Genomic DNA, 15,994 nt, shown 5'->3' with positions numbered 1-15,994 from the left:
CGGTCATGGCGTTGCCTTGTCGATGACGGATATAAGTTTGACCCACATCACGCCCATGGCGGCGATGTCGATCGCCATTGCGGTGGCTGCCGCTTTCCTGATCCACTGGGCGCTCTACTGGATCGCACTGCGGGTTGCGAAACATTCGAAGATCGAGCCGGTGCTGCTGCCCGCCATCTTCCAGCCGACGCGATGGCTGGTGGTGTTGCTGGCATTGGGCGCGGGCCTCAAGTCGATCAAGGTAGGGCCGGGCACGGAAGATATCTGGTCGATCGGGGCGCGGATGATCTTTGCGCTGCTGGTCGGCTGGCTGATCTTCCGCGTAATGCGCGCGGGCAAGGCGATGCTGGAGGAGCGCGCCGACATCAGCGTCGAGGATAATCTCAAAGCCCGGCGGCGGCGGACAAAGATCAGCATCCTCTACCGCATCTGCCAGTGCATCATCGGCTTCTTCGTGATCGCGATGATGCTGATCGCCATTCCGGGCGTGCGGACGATCGGCGTGTCGTTGATGGCCTCGGCGGGCCTTGCAGCGCTTGCGGTCGGCGCGGCGGCTCAGCCGGCGCTCAAGAATCTGATCGCGGGCGTGCAGATGGCCTTTTCCGAACCGATCCGGCTTGACGACGTCGTGATCGTCGAGGGCGAATGGGGGCGGGTCGAGGAAATCAGGCTGACCTATGTCATCATCCGTATCTGGGACGACCGGCGAATGGTGGTGCCGGTATCCTACTTCCTGGAAAAACCGTTCCAGAACTGGACCACCAAGACGTCCGACCTGCTGGGCACCGTGTTCCTCTATGTCGACCCCACCGCGGATATCGAGCGTATCCGCACCCGATTCGTCGAGGCGGTGAAGGCGAACGGCCGCTGGGACGGGCGGGTCGCGATCCTGCAGGTGACGGATCATCGCGCCGACGCGCTGGAACTGCGCGGGCTGTTGAGCGCGCGCAATGCGGGTATTGCGTTCGACCTGCGCTGCGAAGTGCGGGAGGCTATGTTGAGCTTCCTGCGCACCGAGATGCCCGAAGCGCTGGTGCGCGGGCGTCAGCGGGTGGAGGCAGGAGAGGGCTTAGCCCGGCTGGACGTCGCCGGACTTGACGCCATCAGTCCGGAAATTACCAGGCCGTCCGGCGCGGCGGAATGAGCGACAGCATCGCGTCATAGATTTTGGGGCTGATCGGCTCGTAAAACTCCATGCCGAACCGGCCATCCTCCACCCAGCGTATTTCAGCGGGATAGTCCTTTAGGATCGGCAACCAGATGCTGACCCGTTCGCCCTGTAATAAGGCGCTGTCGCTGCGGCACATCAGGCCGAGGGCGGAGATATTGATGATCCGTACGCCATGACTACGCCCCTGCACCGTGACATGGCTCACCATGTCGACCAGTTCGCGCTGCGCACGGCGTTGATCGACCGCAGGGTCGCGCGAGCGTAGCACATGGCCGAGATTGGCGAAGACGGAGGACGACATGGCCCCGAGTCTAAGCCGTTGGAAATGGACGAGTCGATAGGAAGGAGCGTTAATCGGGGGCTAACGCTCTTTTGCCGGTTTGTTGCCATGGTCGGTCATTGCGAGCGCTCTGCGCTCGCAATGACGAATTTTCAGGCGACGACCAGACCGTGCTTCTTCGCACCGAAGCTCAGCTTATCGCCGGGCTTGAGCGTGACGGCGGGATCGGTGACGACATCGCCATTTACCCGGATTGCGCCTTCGCCCAGTTTGCGGCGCACTTCCTTGTTGGAGGTGGCGAAGCCAAGGCCGGTGGTGGCCTGCACGACGTTCAGGCCGTCCGCGCCGAGGCTGACGGTCGGCAGGTTGGCGTCCGACGCGCCTTCCTCGAAAGTCTTGCGCGCGGTTTCGGCGGCCGCGGTCGCGGCCTCCTTGCCATGGGCCATGGCGGTGGCGGCATGGGCCAGGATCTTCTTCGCCTCATTGATCTCCGCGCCTTCCAGCGCCTCCAGCCGGGCGATCTCGTCCAGCGGCAGGTCGGTGAAGAGGCGTAGGAAGCGGCCGACATCGGCATCCTGGGTGTTGCGCCAGAATTGCCAATAGTCATAGGCGGGCAGGGCGTCGGCGTTCAGCCACACCGCGCCGTTCATGGTCTTGCCCATCTTCCCGCCGTCGGCGGTGGTGATGAGCGGGCTGGTCAGGCCGAAGACCTGCGTGCCGTCCACCCGGCGCGAAAGTTCGATACCGTTGACGATATTGCCCCACTGGTCGGAGCCGCCCATCTGCAGGCGGCAGGCCGAGCGGCGCGACAGTTCGAGAAAGTCGTAGGCCTGCAGGATCATATAGTTGAATTCGAGGAAGGACAGCGACTGTTCGCGGTCGAGGCGCATCTTCACCGAATCGAAGCTGAGCATCCGGTTGACCGAAAAATGCTGGCCGATGTCGCGCAGGAAGGGGATATATTCCAGCGCGTCGAGCCAGTCGGCATTGTCGACCATCACGGCGTCGGTCGGGCCTTCGCCGAAGGTCAGGAATTTTTCGAACACCCGCTTGATGCTGGCGACGTTGGACGCGATCGTGTCGCCGGTCATCAGCTTGCGGGCTTCATCCTTGAAGCTGGGGTCGCCGATCTTGCCGGTGCCGCCGCCCATCAGCACGATCGGCTTATGGCCGGCCTGCTGCATCCGGCGCAGCATCATGATCTGCACCAGGCTGCCGACATGCAGCGATGGCGCGGTCGGATCGAAACCTATATAGCCGGGCACCACCTGGCTTTTGGCGAGGGCGTCAAGCCCCTGCGCGTCGGTCAGCTGGTGGATATAGCCGCGCGTGTCGAGCAGGCGGAGAAGATCGGACTGATAGTTGCTCATGGCGCGCGCCTGTAGCATTGCGGTTGCGACTGTTAAAGAGGCGGAGTTTTCGATCATGTTGGCAATCGGCCTGATGTCCGGCACATCGCGCGACGGAATCGACGCGGCGCTGATCGAAACGGACGGCGAGGGGCTTAGCCACGCGATCGAATTTCACGCCATGGCCTATGATGACGGCTTTCGCCTGCGGCTGGCCGAAGCGTGCCAGCGGGCGATGGCGATGGATAAGCCTGGCTTCGAGCCGCTGCTCGCCTCGGTCGAGGTGGAACTGACCGAGCGCCATGTGCAGGCAGTCGCGGATTTGCTGGGCCGTAGCGGGCATATCGCCGAGGATGTGGGCGTGATCGGCTTTCACGGCCATACCGTCGCGCATCGGCCCGATCGAGGCTGGACCTGGCAGATCGGCGACGGGGTGGGCCTGGCCGGGGCGTTCGGCATTCCGGTCGTAGCCGACCTGCGCAGCGCCGATGTGGCGGCGGGCGGGCAGGGCGCGCCGCTGTTGCCCGTCTATCATCGGGCGCTGGCGGCGGGGCTGGACAAGCCGGCGGCGGTGCTCAACCTGGGCGGGGTGGCGAACATTACCTTTATCGGATCGGACGGCACGCTGATCGCGTTCGACACCGGCATGGCGAGCGGGCTGATCGACAATTGGATGCAGACGCATGGCGATGCCGCCTATGACGCGGGCGGGGCATGTGCGGCGCGGGGGCGCGTTGATGAGGCGCGGTTGGCGGCGATGATGGCCGATCCCTGGTTCGACGCGCTGCCGCCCAAGAGCATCGATCGCGAGCAGTTCAGCATCGATACGGTGCAGGGTCTTTCACTGGAGGATGGCGCGGCGACGTTGACGGCCTTCACAGCGGCGGCGGTGGCGCGGGCGGTCGATCACTTGCCGGAGCGGGTGCGAGCGATCCATGTCGCGGGTGGCGGACGGCAAAATGATATGCTCATGGCTATGCTGGCCGAGCGGACCGGCGCGGCAGTGCTGTCGGTCGATGGATTGGGTTGGAACGGGGACGCGCTGGAGGCGCAGGGCTTCGCTTATATGGCGGTACGGCATTTGAAGGGGCTGCCGATCAGCTTTCCGGGGACCACCGGCGCGCCCGAACCGATGACCGGCGGGGTGCTGTTCCGGCCGTGAGGGCTAATGATGTAAGAATGGCGATGAAGGGGGCGGTGCAGGCCGGCATTCCTATATTGTCATCCCTGCCGGCGCCTGGCTCAGGCCGTCGGCCTTGACGCCATGGTTCACCGTTTGCGCGTCAGTTCGCGCATCGCCGCGTCTATGCCCTGGATCGTCAGCGGGTACATGCGATCGTTCATGAGGTCGCGGATCATCTTAGTCGACTGGCTATAGCCCCAATGCGCTTGCGCCGCGGGATTGAGCCAGATGCAGGCGGGATAGGTGTGGGCGACGCGCTTGAGCCAGACGGCGCCGGCTTCCTCGTTCATATGTTCGACCGAACCACCTGGATGGGCGATTTCATAAGGGCTCATTGCCGCGTCGCCGACGAAGATGACCTTATAGTCATGGCCATATTTGTGGAGAATGTCCCAGGTCGGGATACGCTCCGAAAAGCGGCGGCGATTATCCTTCCACACGCCTTCATAGAGGCAATTGTGGAAGTAGAAGAATTCCATATTCTTGAATTCGCCGGTCGCGGCTGAAAACAGTTCCTCGCACAGCGTGACGAACGGGTCCATCGATCCGCCGACGTCGAGGAAGAGCAGCAGCTTGACCGCATTATGCCGTTCGGGCCGCATACGGATGTCGAGCCAGCCCTGTCGTGCGGTGCCGCGGATTGTTTCATCGAGGTCCAGTTCATCGGCCGCGCCTTCGCGCGCGAAGCGGCGCAGGCGGCGCAGCGCGACCTTGATGTTGCGGGTGCCCAGTTCCTTGGCATTGTCGAGATTGGCGAATTCGCGCTTTTCCCAGACCTTGATTGCGCGCTTGTGCCGGGATTCGCCGCCGATCCGCACGCCTTCCGGATTGTAGCCGCCATTACCGAAAGGGGAGGTGCCGCCGGTGCCAATCCACTTGTTGCCGCCCTGATGCCGGCCCTTCTGCTCCTCCAGCCGCTCCTTGAGCGTTTTCATGATCTCGTCCCAGTCGCCCAGGGATCTGATCTTCTCCATTTCCTCGGGGCTGAGGAATTTTTCGGCGGCGAGGCGCAGCCATTCCTCGGGTATCTCCGCCTCGACCCCATCCTGGCCCAGCACGCCCTTGAACACCTTGGCGAACACCTGGTCGAACCGGTCGAGCAGCCCTTCGTCCTTCACATAGGTGGCGCGGGCGAGATAATAGAAATCCTCCGGCCGCCGGGCGATGACGTCGCGGTCGAGCGCTTCGAGCAGCAGCAGATGCTCCTTGATGCTGGCGTTGATGCCGGCGGCGCGGAGCGCATCGAGAAAGTTGAGCAGCATGGTCCGCTTGTCGGCCAGCGCGCGGCGCGATGCAAGCTGCCGTCGTCGCATGGATTGTCCGAATATTAAGTGTTGCAGTGCATGGTTAATCCGTCACTATCCGCGGCACAAAGATGAGCAGGGGCGCGCTTGGAAAACAGGGACTTGCTGGCTGATCTGGGGGAACGGTCGGGCGACATCGCATTGCAGTGCAGCGAAACGGCTGGATATCTCGGCGAGTTGAACCGTCGTATCCAGGGCGATTCCGCGCATCTGGCGAATTTGCAGGCCAATATGGAAACGCTGGCCGCCAGCCAGAATGAGAGCGTGGCCGCGGCGCAGGAGCTGAGTCTGACCGCACGGCGCGCCGGACGCATCATCGCCGACGGACATGAGGTGATTGGCCTGTCGCTGGGCGAGGTCGCGGGGCTGGTGGAGCATGTCACCGGGCTGGAGGCGCATTTGCGCCAGTTCCTGACCGTGATCGAAGCGGTGGGCGATATCAGCGAGGAACTGGGCGCGATCGCGCGGCAGACACGAATGCTGGGGGTCAATGCCGCGATCGAGGCGGCGCGCGGTGGCGCAGCGACGCAGGGCTTTGCCGTGGTGGCGGACGAGATCAGGCGGCTGGCGGGGCAAGCGGGCGAATCCGCGGCGTCGGCCGGCGACAAGCTGATCCAGCTGGATCGGGATGCGCGTCATCTGATCGGCGGGGTGGAGGCCAATATCGTGCGCGGCCGGGGGGCGGGTGCGCATATCGACCGACTGCGGCTCAGCATGGCGGAAATCGCTTCGCTCGTCACCCAGTTCGGCGAACGATCGGACGCCATCGTCACCTGCACCGATGCGGCCGACGGCGACGTCAATGCACTGCGCCATGGGCTTGCGACGTTCAGCCGGTCCGCCAGCGACAGCGCTGCGCGGGTCGATGTCGCGCGTGAGCAGCTCGAAGGGCTGGAGGGCATGGCCAACGCCATGCTGAATACCGCCGCGCACGGTCCGCAGAAGACGCGCAACAGCCGCTATATCGGACTGGCGGAAGATGGCGCAGACGAGGTGGGCGCGCTGATCGAACGGGCGCTGGAGACGGGGGAGATCAGCCTGTCGCAGCTATTCGACACCGACTATCGCCTGATCGAAGGATCGGCGCCGCCCCAATATCTCAACGGCTTCACCCATTTCGCCGACGGCATGTTGCGGCCGGTACTGGACCGGCGCACGGGCGAGGACAGTGCGATCGTCGGCTGCTGCCTGCTCGACATTAATGGCTATCTGCCCACCCATATCAGCGCGCGCTGCCAGCCGCAGCGGGCCGGTGCTCACGACTGGAATATGGAGAACGCCCGCAACCGGCAGATTTTCATGGACAGCCAGACCAGCCGGGCGTTGCAGGAAGAGGGCGACTTCTTCCTCTATACCTATCGGCAGGATCTGGGCGAAGGTCGATACCGCGCACTGCGCAGCGTGTTCGTGCCCCTGGTCTTCGGTGGGCGACGCTGGGGACTGTACGAGGTCGGTTATCTGATCTGATCGCGCTTCGTGCCCATGCCGTGGATCAAGGACACGAGCACGAACGAGATGATGATCAGCAGATACCAGCTGCCCAGTTTGGCGACGCTCACCATCTGCCAGCCATGCCGTTGATCGGGATAGGTCCAGGCATTGGCGAAGGTGCCGATATTTTCCGCGAACCATATGAACAGGGCGACGAGGATGAAGCCGATGAGGAGCGGCATCCGTCGCGGTATGTGCCAGGGCGTAAAGACAATCCAGGTGCGGCCGAACAGCAGGATTGCCGCCGCGAACAGCGCCAAGCGCATGTCCGGCAGCCAATGATGGGCAAAGAAATTGACGTAGATCGTGGCGGCCAGCAGCGCCGTGGCCCAGACCGGCGGATAATAGGTGAAGCGGAAGTCGAAGATGCGCCAGATGCGCGCGATATAGCTGCCTACCGCTGCATACATGAAGCCTGAGAAGAGCGGGACGGGGCCGACATGGAGCAGACTGGCTTCCGGATAGATCCACGAACCGGCATGGGTCTTGAACAATTCCATGACCGTGCCGATGAGGTGGAACGCGAAGATGACCTTCGCCTCGCTCCAGCTTTCGAGCCGGAAGCCCAGCATGGCAGCCTGAATGGAGAGCGCCGCCAGCGTAAGGAAATCATAACGGTGAAGCGGCGCTTCGGGTGGATAGAAGAGGTGCGTTGCCAGCAGGAGCGTCAGCATCAGGCCGCCGAACAGGCAGGCCCAGCCTTGCTTGAAGCCGAAGAGGAGAAATTCGAACGCCCATGCCGGTGGGCCAGGCGCGATCTGGATCGTTTCCAGCCGCGCGCGGATACGGGCAAAACGGGTCGCGTCTCGCGGCTGAATCATAAGGGCGGATCAAAGCCGATTTTCAGCGGGACAAGAAGAACGCGATCAGCGCCCCTTTTGCGCCAGGCGGCTAACCGTGATCTCGCCATTGGCGGCATAGGTCGCGACGGCCTGCGCTTCGGCGGTTTGGGTGTCTTTGCCGTCGATGATGGCGGCCACCTGACGCGGGCTGGGCACCTTGTCATAGACGCCATAGAGATCGGTCTGGCCGACCATGTGGATCGAGAGCTTATAGCCTTGTCCATCGGTCGCCGGATCGAAGGCGAGCACGGTGCCGCTGTCGTCGATTGGCACGATGATCGCGCCGTCGTTGCGCCCAGCCTGCTGGAGCATGTCGTAGTTGCCATCGGCAGTGGCCACGGTGCCTCGGATGCAGAGTGCGTCCCTGCCGTCGCGCGGGATGCGGACATCCTGGGGTACGGCTTCCCCGACAAGCTTGGCCGGGGTCGGTCGGGCGTCGGCAGTCGGCGCGGCAGGACAGGCGGCGAAGCTGGCCGGAGCAGTGGAATGCAGGCTGGCGGGATCATCGACCGACAGGTTGGCGAGCATGCCGTCCAGGCCGGCCAGCACTTCACCACGTCGCTCGGTCGGCCCGGTCACGCGAATCTTGACGATCCAGCGTCCGGCATGGACGAAACCGGCGGCGGTCGTCAGCGCGCCGTCGGCGGCGTCTTCATAGACCGCGCGTATAGCGCTGTCCGCGCGGCCGGCGGCAGAGGCGCTGGCATAGGCCGTGCGGCGGGTTTTCGCGCCAAACCGTTCCATCACCGCCTTGTCGGTCATATAGGCGGCCAGCGAGGCGTCGGCATAGGTCGGGAGATAGACATAGAGGGTCGCCTGGATGGCGCCGTCCTCGGACAGATATTGCGCATAATTGTCGACCGCGCGGCCGCCGTTGGACGCTTCGCCGCTCTTGCTGAGCGACAGGCCGGCCACGGTCTGGGGCAGGGCGATGCCGGCCGAAGCGGCGCGGATAGCGCTTTCGGTCGGGGTCCAGGCTTCGGTGTCGGCGGCATGGGCAGGCGATGAAATGGCAAAGCACAACGCTGCGCCAGATATCATGACGGCAATGAGGCCTTGGGTGCGCTTCGGCATCGTCATCACTCTCCAGGTCGATACCGTCTTCGCGCGGCATTGAACTATGACAAGGAGGCTACAGGCTAAACCAGGCCGTGCAAGCGCCTATTTCAAACCACCGGCGGGATTTGCGCCGGATAATGGGGCAGGTCGGGATCATGATGTGCCCATGTCGGCGCGGCATCGGTCCAGATGACCGCTTGCGGCCCGATCAACGAGGGATCCTCCAGCGCACCGGCGCGGATGAAGGTCAGATGCGGGCGTGATTCGGCCAGGCTGAACAGCGGCGTGCCGCAGGTCGGGCAAAAGCCGCGCTTCATCGCGTTGCCGCTGTCGGCGACGCTGTCGTGCCACCGCACCTCGCCGCTGGTCATTATCTTGTCCGATGGAAAGCACACGTTCACCGTGGCCGCGCCGCCGCCCAGATACTGGCACAGCCGGCACCAGCACATGCGTGCGGCGATCGGTTCGGCGTCGATGGCGATGCGGACAGCGCCGCAGAGGCATCCGGCGGAATGAGGCATGGTTGGGCTTTCCCTTCAAATCCCTCTCCCTCAGGGAAGGAGAGACATGGGTGAATCAGGTCATCGCCCTTGACGGCGCGCCATGAAGGCGAGGCGCTCGAACATCATGATGTCCTGCTCATTCTTGAGCAGCGCGCCGTGGAGCGGCGGGATCGCCTTGGTCGGGTCGCTGTTCTGGAGGACGTCGAGCGGCATGTCCTCGTTCAGCAGCAGTTTCAGCCAGTCGAGCAGTTCGCTGGTGCTGGGCTTCTTCTTGAGGCCGGGAACTTCCCGGATGTCGTAGAAAATATCCATCGCCTTGCTGACCAATATCTTCTGGATGCCGGGGAAATGGACATCGACGATTTGCGCCAATGTGTCGCGGTCGGGGAATTTGATATAGTGGAAGAAGCAGCGGCGCAGGAAGGCGTCGGGCAGTTCCTTCTCGTTATTGGAGGTGATGATGACGATCGGGCGATCGGCCGCTGCGATCGTCTCGCCCGTCTCATAGACGTGGAAGGCCATGCAATCGAGTTCCTGCAACAGGTCGTTGGGGAACTCGATGTCGGCCTTGTCGATCTCGTCGATCAGCAGGACGGGCAGCCTAGGTGAGGTGAAGGCCTCCCACAGCTTGCCCTTGCGGATGTAGTTGGCGATGTCGTGGACGCGCTCGTCGCCCAACTGGCCATCGCGCAGGCGCGCGACGGCGTCATATTCATAGAGGCCCTGATGCGCCTTGGTCGTCGATTTGACGTTCCATTCGATCAGGGGCGCATCCAGCGCCGTGGCGATTTCCTGGGCGAGAACGGTCTTGCCGGTGCCCGGCTCGCCCTTCACCAGCAGCGGACGGCGCAGCAGCACGGCGGCGTTGACCGCGACCTTCAGATCGTCGGTGGCGACATAGTCCTGCGTGCCTTCAAAGCGCATATTGCTGTTCCGTTCGGTTGCCGATGGCAACCGGACTAGGCAATGCGGCGGACCTGCGCAATCGGGAAAGGGGGAATCAGCCCTGTCGGGCGCGCACGTCGGCGCGGGCCGCGAGCAGATCCCAGAGGCCGCGATGCTGGTTGAGCAACTGGCGCGCGCCGAACTGGATGGCCCGGTCGATGCCATCGTCGCCGCCGATCGCGCGGGCGACGTCCAGCGTCGCATTGCGATCGGGCATGGCATAGGGATGAGGCTCCAGGCCCGCGCGCAGAGCCGCCATGTCGAGCACATGGCGCACGGCGCGCCAGTCGAGCACCAGCGCCATGGCAGCGCCCATGGCGCAACCCCGGCGGTCGGACTGGGCCAGCATATCGAGCGCGTGGCGCTGCTGGCTGACGGCGGTTTCGCAATCGGCCTGGCCCGCTGTGCTGGGAGCAGGGCCGGTGGCGACGGTGACCTGGGTCAGATAGGCGCGTTCGCGGGCGAAGGCGTCGGCTGTCTCGATCAGCCACTGGCGCGCGGCGTTGTCGGCCGAGCGGGTCGCTGCATGGTCGATCACGCCGGGATGGCGCCCATGGAGCATACAGAGATAATAGGCCGCGTCGGCAAGGTCGGACAGCGATAGCAGCGCGTCGCGGGCGACGCCTGTGCTGGCGCGATTGGCATAGGCATGGGCAGCCGTTCCATCGGCGGCGACCAGCGCCTCCAGGATTCGCGCTATGTCGCCAAATTGATAGCGCGGTGCCGCTTCGCTCATGCCCAAATCCCTGTAATGCCCGCATCGGCAGGCTATAATCACAAGGCATAGTGCGCCCAAGTAAACGTCCGGTTTACGGAAGCAGAAAGGGCGACCGTGAAAGCCGCCCTTTTCCGTCAACGATGGTTAATTTACATTTACCGATCGATTTTAATTTATTGATCGAGGAAGGATCGCATCTTCCGGCTGCGCGACGGGTGCTTGAGCTTGCGCAGCGCCTTCGCCTCGATCTGGCGGATACGTTCGCGGGTCACGCTGAACTGCTGGCCCACTTCTTCCAGCGTATGATCGGTGTTCATGCCGATGCCGAAGCGCATGCGCAGCACGCGTTCCTCACGGGGCGTCAGCGATGCAAGGACGCGGGTGACCGTTTCCTTCAGGTTCGCCTGAATCGCGGCATCGACCGGGATGATCGCATTCTTGTCCTCGATGAAGTCGCCCAGATGGCTGTCTTCCTCGTCGCCGATCGGCGTTTCGAGGGAGATCGGCTCCTTGGCGATCTTCATCACCTTGCGCACCTTTTCCAGCGGCATGGATAGACGCTCTGCCATTTCCTCCGGCGTCGGTTCGCGGCCCTGCTCGTGCAGGAACTGGCGGCTGGTGCGGACCAGCTTGTTGATCGTCTCGATCATATGGACCGGAATACGGATGGTCCGCGCCTGATCCGCGATCGAGCGGGTGATCGCCTGCCTGATCCACCAGGTCGCATAGGTGCTGAACTTGTAGCCGCGGCGATATTCGAATTTATCCACCGCCTTCATCAGGCCGATATTGCCTTCCTGAATGAGATCAAGGAATTGCAGGCCGCGGTTCGTATATTTTTTAGCAATGGAAATGACGAGGCGCAGGTTCGCTTCGACCATTTCCTTCTTTGCGATGCGGGCTTCTCGCTCGCCCTTCTGCACCATGTTGACGATGCGGCGGAATTCGCTGAGCGACATGCCGGTCGCCTGGGCGATCTCGCTCACCTCGTTGCGGATGCGGTCGACTGCGCGCCCTTCGGCGGCGGCGAAAGCGGCCCATTTCTTGTCCAGGCCCTGAACCTTGTCGAGCCAGGCGTCGTCCAGCTCATGATTCACATAGCGGTCGAGGAAATCCTTGCGGCTGACCTTGTGGCGCTCGGCCAGGCGCAGCATCTGCCCGCCCAGCGCGGTCAGGCGCCGGTTATAGGCATAGAGCTGATCGACCAGATATTCGATCTTCTGCTGATGGAATTGGACGCTCTCGACCTGCGCGGTCAGGCTTTCGCGCAGTTCCTGATAATCATCCTCGTCCTTCTGGCTCAGCGTCTCGCCGATCGCCATGGCGACCATGCGCGATTCCTGGGCATTGGAGAAGGCGCGGAAAATCTCGGTGATGGTCGCGAATTTCTCCAGCGCCATCGGCTTGAGAGTCTCTTCCATCTGGGCGAGGGAGAGGGTGTTGTCTTCCTCTTCTTCTTCTTCCACGCGACGAGTCCGACGTTCGGTACCGTCTTCATCCTCGTCGCCGTCGACGGATTCTTCCTCCGGCTCTTCCTCTTCCTTGAAGCTGGGACCGGCGGTTTTTTCGCTGATCTCGCCATCATCGTCCTCGGCGCCTTCCTCCAGACTTTCCGGGGCAGGATCCTTGGAGAGCATGGCGTCGAGATCGAGGATCTCGCGCAACTGCATCTCGCCGTTGTTGAGCGCGGTAGACCATTCGATGATCGCGTTGAAGGTGGTCGGGCTTTCGCACAGGCCCAGGATCATCGTATCGCGGCCAGCCTCGATCCGCTTGGCGATGGCGATTTCGCCCTCGCGGCTGAGCAGTTCCACCGCGCCCATCTCGCGCAGATACATGCGAACGGGATCGTCGGTGCGATCGACCGTTTCCTTCTTCTTCTCGGTGATGAGCTTCGGGCCGTCATCGTCGCTCGACTCATCTTCGGCGTCCTCGGCATCCTCGCGCTCGCGCTGCTCGTCGCCGTCCTCGCTCGCTTCTTCATTCTCGACGATGTTGACGCCCATGTCGTTGAGCGCGGACATCACATCCTCGATCTGCTCGGAGGACATCTGGTCCTGCGGCAAGGCATCGTTCAGCTCGTCATAGGTGATGTAACCGCGCTTCTTGGCGCGGGCGATCAGCTTCTTGACCGAGGCTTCGTTGAGGTCGAGCAGGGGCGCATCGCCGCCTTCATCCCCGCCATCGCCTGCACCCGCCGCACTTTTGCTGTTCGCCTTGGTCGCCATTTATTCGCCTTAACTCCGCCGTCCCTTGGAGGGACGATCACATCAAACCCGTCGCCCCTCCAAGGGACGATCTATATCAAACAATGTCTTCCGACTGCGCCAGTTCCGCCAGTCGACTGTCATGGTCCGCCTTGAGAGCGCGTAAGCGTTGTTGCTCAGCGAGATTTTCCTCGCTGACGTCATTTCTGAACCGCCTCGTAGCCTCCGCCAGCGCCGTTTCCAACTCCGGTCCCTGCGCCATCACCCGGATGGCTTCCTCCAGATCGCGCGCAAGGCGATCGGGATCGGTTGCCATCCTGTGAGGGGTGAGTGTGAACGTGTCGGCCCGGAGCATCCCCTTAGCCATATTATACACTTCACCTTGCCCCAATATGGTAAGGAGGGCCTGCGTTTCAACTGTTTCTTTTCGGAAGGACGCGGCGATCATCGCCGCAAGCAACTGGGCGAGCATCGGGTCGCCGATCTGGAGGCCCGAAAGCGCTTCCCGATGCGGCGCGATCTGGGCCGGGTGCCGCAGCAAGCCGGCGAGGATAGCGCGCAGCAGCCGCTGCTCCATGCCGCTCGCGCCGATCGCGCGTGCCTCGGTGCCGGCGGACGGGATGGGCGGTTTCCAGTTGCCGCGCTTGTCGCGTTGCCAGCGGCCGCCATCCCCGCCGCCGCGCGCTTGCCTTTGCGCCGGGGCGTTGTCGCGCCGGGCAAAGAAGCGGGCGTCATAGCGTTCGCGAAATTCATGGGCGTAGTGGGCGCGGACGTCGGGATGGGCGATCGCGTCGGTTATGGCGCGAAGCCGCTGCTTGAGCGCGGCCTTCTGTTCGGGCGTGTCGAGCGGCATGGCGCTCAGTTCATGACTCCACAGCCGTTCGATCAGCGGCTCTGCCGCTTTGAGCACCGCTTCCATTGCCTCCGCCCCGCTGGTGCGGACCAGGTCGTCGGGATCCTGGCCGGGCGGCAGCTTCGCAAAACACAGGCTATGTCCGGGGCGCAGCAGGGGCAGGGCGCGGGTGGCGGCGCGGATCGCGGCCTTCTGCCCGGCAGAATCGCCGTCGAAGCATAGGATCGGGACTTCGACCATTTTCCAAAGCCGCTCGATCTGATGTTCGGTCAGCGCGGTGCCGAGTGGGGCGACTGCCTCGCTGAAGCCGGCCTGCGCCAGCGCGATCACGTCCATATAGCCTTCGACCACGATCACCCGCTCGGTCTGGCGGCTGGCGGGGGAGGCGCGGTCGATATTGTAGAGCGTGCGGCCCTTGTCGAACAGCGGCGTGTCGGGGGAGTTCAGATATTTTGGCTCGCCCGCGCCCAATATGCGGCCACCGAACGCAATGACGCGGCCACGAATGTCGCGGATGGGCAGCATCAGGCGGCCGCGGAAGCGATCATAGCTTTCGCGTTTCTTGGCGTTACCCTGCTCCAGTGCTTCAGGATCGATCAGCAGTCCGGCCTCGACCAGCATCGGGTCGCCAAATTCCTTGAGCGCGCTCTTCAGACGGCCGCGCCCGTCAGGGGAGAAGCCGAAGCCGAAGGTGCGGCGGATCGCGTCGCTGATGCCGCGCTTTTGCAGATAGGCGCGGGCATCGCCACCGTCGATGCCGCCCAATTGCTCCTCGAAAAATGCCTGCGCCGCCGCCATGGCGTCATGCAGGCCCTTTGCCTGTTCGGCGCGCCTGGCGGCGCGTGGATCGGCGGCGGGGACGTCCATGCTGGCGGCTTGGGCCAGTTCCTTCACCGCCTCCATGAAAGGCAGGCCGCGCTGGTCGGTCATCCAGCGGATCGCATCGCCATGCGCGCCGCAGCCGAAGCAATGGTAGAAGCCCTTTTCGTCGTTGATCGTGAAACTGGGCGTCTTTTCGTTATGGAAGGGGCAGCAGGCCTTATATTCGCGGCCCGCTTTCGTGACCTTGACGGTCTTGCCGATGAGGGTGGAGAGCGACGTGCGCGCGCGCAGTTCGTCTAGCCATTGGGGGGGAGGGTCAATAGCTCCCCTCCCGCTTGCGGGAGGGGCTGGGGGAGGGCATGTCTGCAATCACCCGTTCGATTTCCTCCACTACCCCGTCCAGATTGCCCAGCACGTCACTGTTCCAGAATCGGATCACGCGAAAGCTCTGCGATTCGATATAGCGGGTCCGTTGGGCATCGACTTCCTGATTATGTTGTCCGCCATCGACTTCGATGATCAGGCCGATCGACCGCGCCACGAAATCGCAGATAAACGAACCGACCGGTACTTGCCGGTTGAAGCGGACGCCAGAGACTTTTCGAGCGCTAATGGCGCGCCAGAGAATGCGCTCGGCTTCCGTGGCGTTGTTGCGCAATGCTCGCGCTTTTGCGGTGGGGCGGGCGTAGCCTTTGTCCATTGGGAGTGAACATGCCCTCCCCCAGCCCCTCCCGCAAGCGGGAGGGGAGCTATCCACTATAGCTTAGCCCAGCGCAGCCTTCACCAGCCCGCTGGCCTTGCTCATGTCGATCACGCTGCCATGGCGTTCCTTCAGGACGGCCATCACCTTGCCCATGTCGCGCACGCTTTCCGCGCCGACCTCCGCCTTGATCCCCTCGATCGCGGCCTTGGTTTCTTCTTCGCTCATCTGCGCAGGAAGGAAGCCTTCGATAACATCCAGTTCGGCCTGCTCCTTGGCCGCCAGTTCGTCGCGGCCGCCGGTCTTGAACATGTCGATCGATTCGCGGCGCTGCTTGACCATTTTCTGCAGCACCTCGACCACCACGGCGTCGTCGTCCGGCACCGTGGAGGCGGTGCGCAGTTCGATGTCGCGGTCCTTCAGCTTCGCCAGAATCAGGCGGACGGCGGCCAGCCTTTCCTTGTCGCCGGCCTTCATGGCGGTGACCTGGGCGCTCTTGATGGTATCGCGAATCATCGACGAGTGAATCCTGTTGCTTGCGGAAAGGAGCAGATATAGCGGCAAAAG

The 15,994-nt window shown here is 63.2% G+C and carries 15 protein-coding genes; 3 read left to right on the top strand and 12 right to left on the bottom strand.

The genetic code is table 11. From position 1 onward, the window contains the following. Nucleotides 1–22 precede the first annotated feature (22 nt). A complete protein-coding gene (locus tag SBA_RS15405; protein ID WP_261935048.1) occupies nt 23–1,144 on the top strand; it encodes a mechanosensitive ion channel family protein in 1,122 nt (373 codons plus the stop codon). On the opposite strand, the gene SBA_RS15400 is transcribed toward SBA_RS15405, so the two are convergent. Continuing rightward, on the bottom strand, nt 1,116–1,472 hold the full coding sequence (locus SBA_RS15400; RefSeq protein ID WP_261935047.1) for a PilZ domain-containing protein: 357 nt from the start codon (nt 1,470–1,472) through the stop codon (nt 1,116–1,118). The two genes, SBA_RS15405 and SBA_RS15400, sit on opposite strands and share 29 nt — an antisense overlap. A gap of 131 nt (nt 1,473–1,603) precedes the next feature. Then, a complete protein-coding gene (tyrS, locus tag SBA_RS15395; protein WP_224549251.1) occupies nt 1,604–2,821 on the bottom strand; it encodes a tyrosine--tRNA ligase in 1,218 nt (405 codons plus the stop codon). A 55-nt stretch (nt 2,822–2,876) separates the two neighbouring features. Between tyrS and SBA_RS15390 the strand changes: the two genes are divergently transcribed. After that, nucleotides 2,877–3,962: an anhydro-N-acetylmuramic acid kinase gene (locus SBA_RS15390; protein ID WP_261935046.1), complete on the top strand. Its 1,086-nt coding sequence runs from the start codon at nt 2,877–2,879 to the stop codon at nt 3,960–3,962. Nucleotides 3,963–4,069: 107 nt separating this feature from the next. Here the strand turns inward: SBA_RS15390 and SBA_RS15385 are convergent, their stop codons facing one another. Beyond that, nucleotides 4,070–5,245 carry a vWA domain-containing protein gene (locus tag SBA_RS15385; protein ID WP_261936753.1) on the bottom strand — a complete coding sequence of 392 codons (1,176 nt, stop codon included), beginning with the start codon at nt 5,243–5,245 and terminating at the stop codon, nt 4,070–4,072. Between the two features lie 144 nt (nt 5,246–5,389). Between SBA_RS15385 and SBA_RS15380 the strand changes: the two genes are divergently transcribed. Then, entirely contained in the window at nt 5,390–6,754 is a 1,365-nt protein-coding gene (locus tag SBA_RS15380) for a methyl-accepting chemotaxis protein (RefSeq protein WP_261936752.1), read from the top strand. Here the strand turns inward: SBA_RS15380 and SBA_RS15375 are convergent. The 9 genes from SBA_RS15375 to SBA_RS15335 form a co-directional block, all read right to left on the bottom strand. Further along, nucleotides 6,742–7,599 carry a DUF817 domain-containing protein gene (locus SBA_RS15375; protein ID WP_261935045.1) on the bottom strand — a complete coding sequence of 286 codons (858 nt, stop codon included), beginning with the start codon at nt 7,597–7,599 and terminating at the stop codon, nt 6,742–6,744. The genes SBA_RS15380 and SBA_RS15375 overlap by 13 nt on opposite strands. Nucleotides 7,600–7,644: 45 nt before the next feature. After that, nucleotides 7,645–8,694, bottom strand: a complete 1,050-nt coding sequence (locus tag SBA_RS15370) for a hypothetical protein (RefSeq protein WP_261935044.1) — start codon at nt 8,692–8,694, stop codon at nt 7,645–7,647. 92 nt (nt 8,695–8,786) lie between these two features. Next, the gene (locus SBA_RS15365; protein WP_224549248.1) at nt 8,787–9,200 is read right to left on the bottom strand and encodes a GFA family protein; all 414 of its coding nucleotides are present in this window, start codon (nt 9,198–9,200) and stop codon (nt 8,787–8,789) included. 60 nt (nt 9,201–9,260) lie between these two features. Next, entirely contained in the window at nt 9,261–10,106 is an 846-nt protein-coding gene (locus SBA_RS15360) for an AAA family ATPase (protein ID WP_261935043.1), read from the bottom strand. Nucleotides 10,107–10,182: 76 nt separating this feature from the next. Next, nucleotides 10,183–10,863, bottom strand: coding sequence for a DUF6975 family protein (locus tag SBA_RS15355; RefSeq protein WP_224549244.1), 681 nt, complete (start codon nt 10,861–10,863; stop codon nt 10,183–10,185). Nucleotides 10,864–11,018: 155 nt separating this feature from the next. Beyond that, nucleotides 11,019–13,073, bottom strand: a complete 2,055-nt coding sequence (gene rpoD / locus SBA_RS15350; protein WP_261935042.1) for an RNA polymerase sigma factor RpoD — start codon at nt 13,071–13,073, stop codon at nt 11,019–11,021. A 76-nt stretch (nt 13,074–13,149) separates the two neighbouring features. Beyond that, nucleotides 13,150–15,048, bottom strand: coding sequence for a DNA primase (dnaG, locus tag SBA_RS15345; protein WP_261936751.1), 1,899 nt, complete (start codon nt 15,046–15,048; stop codon nt 13,150–13,152). Then, nucleotides 15,044–15,427, bottom strand: a complete 384-nt coding sequence (locus tag SBA_RS15340) for an endonuclease domain-containing protein (RefSeq protein ID WP_261935041.1) — start codon at nt 15,425–15,427, stop codon at nt 15,044–15,046. Before SBA_RS15340 ends, dnaG begins: the two co-directional genes overlap by 5 nt. Nucleotides 15,428–15,490: 63 nt before the next feature. Then, nucleotides 15,491–15,943, bottom strand: a complete 453-nt coding sequence (locus SBA_RS15335; protein ID WP_261935040.1) for a GatB/YqeY domain-containing protein — start codon at nt 15,941–15,943, stop codon at nt 15,491–15,493. Between the last annotated feature and the right edge of the window lie 51 nt (nt 15,944–15,994).

The sequence above is a fragment of the Sphingomonas bisphenolicum genome (assembly GCF_024349785.1).
GTDB lineage: Bacteria > Pseudomonadota > Alphaproteobacteria > Sphingomonadales > Sphingomonadaceae > Sphingobium > Sphingobium bisphenolicum.
Note: the sequence above shows the minus strand (reverse complement) of the source record. Positions and strands in the feature narration are given on the sequence as shown.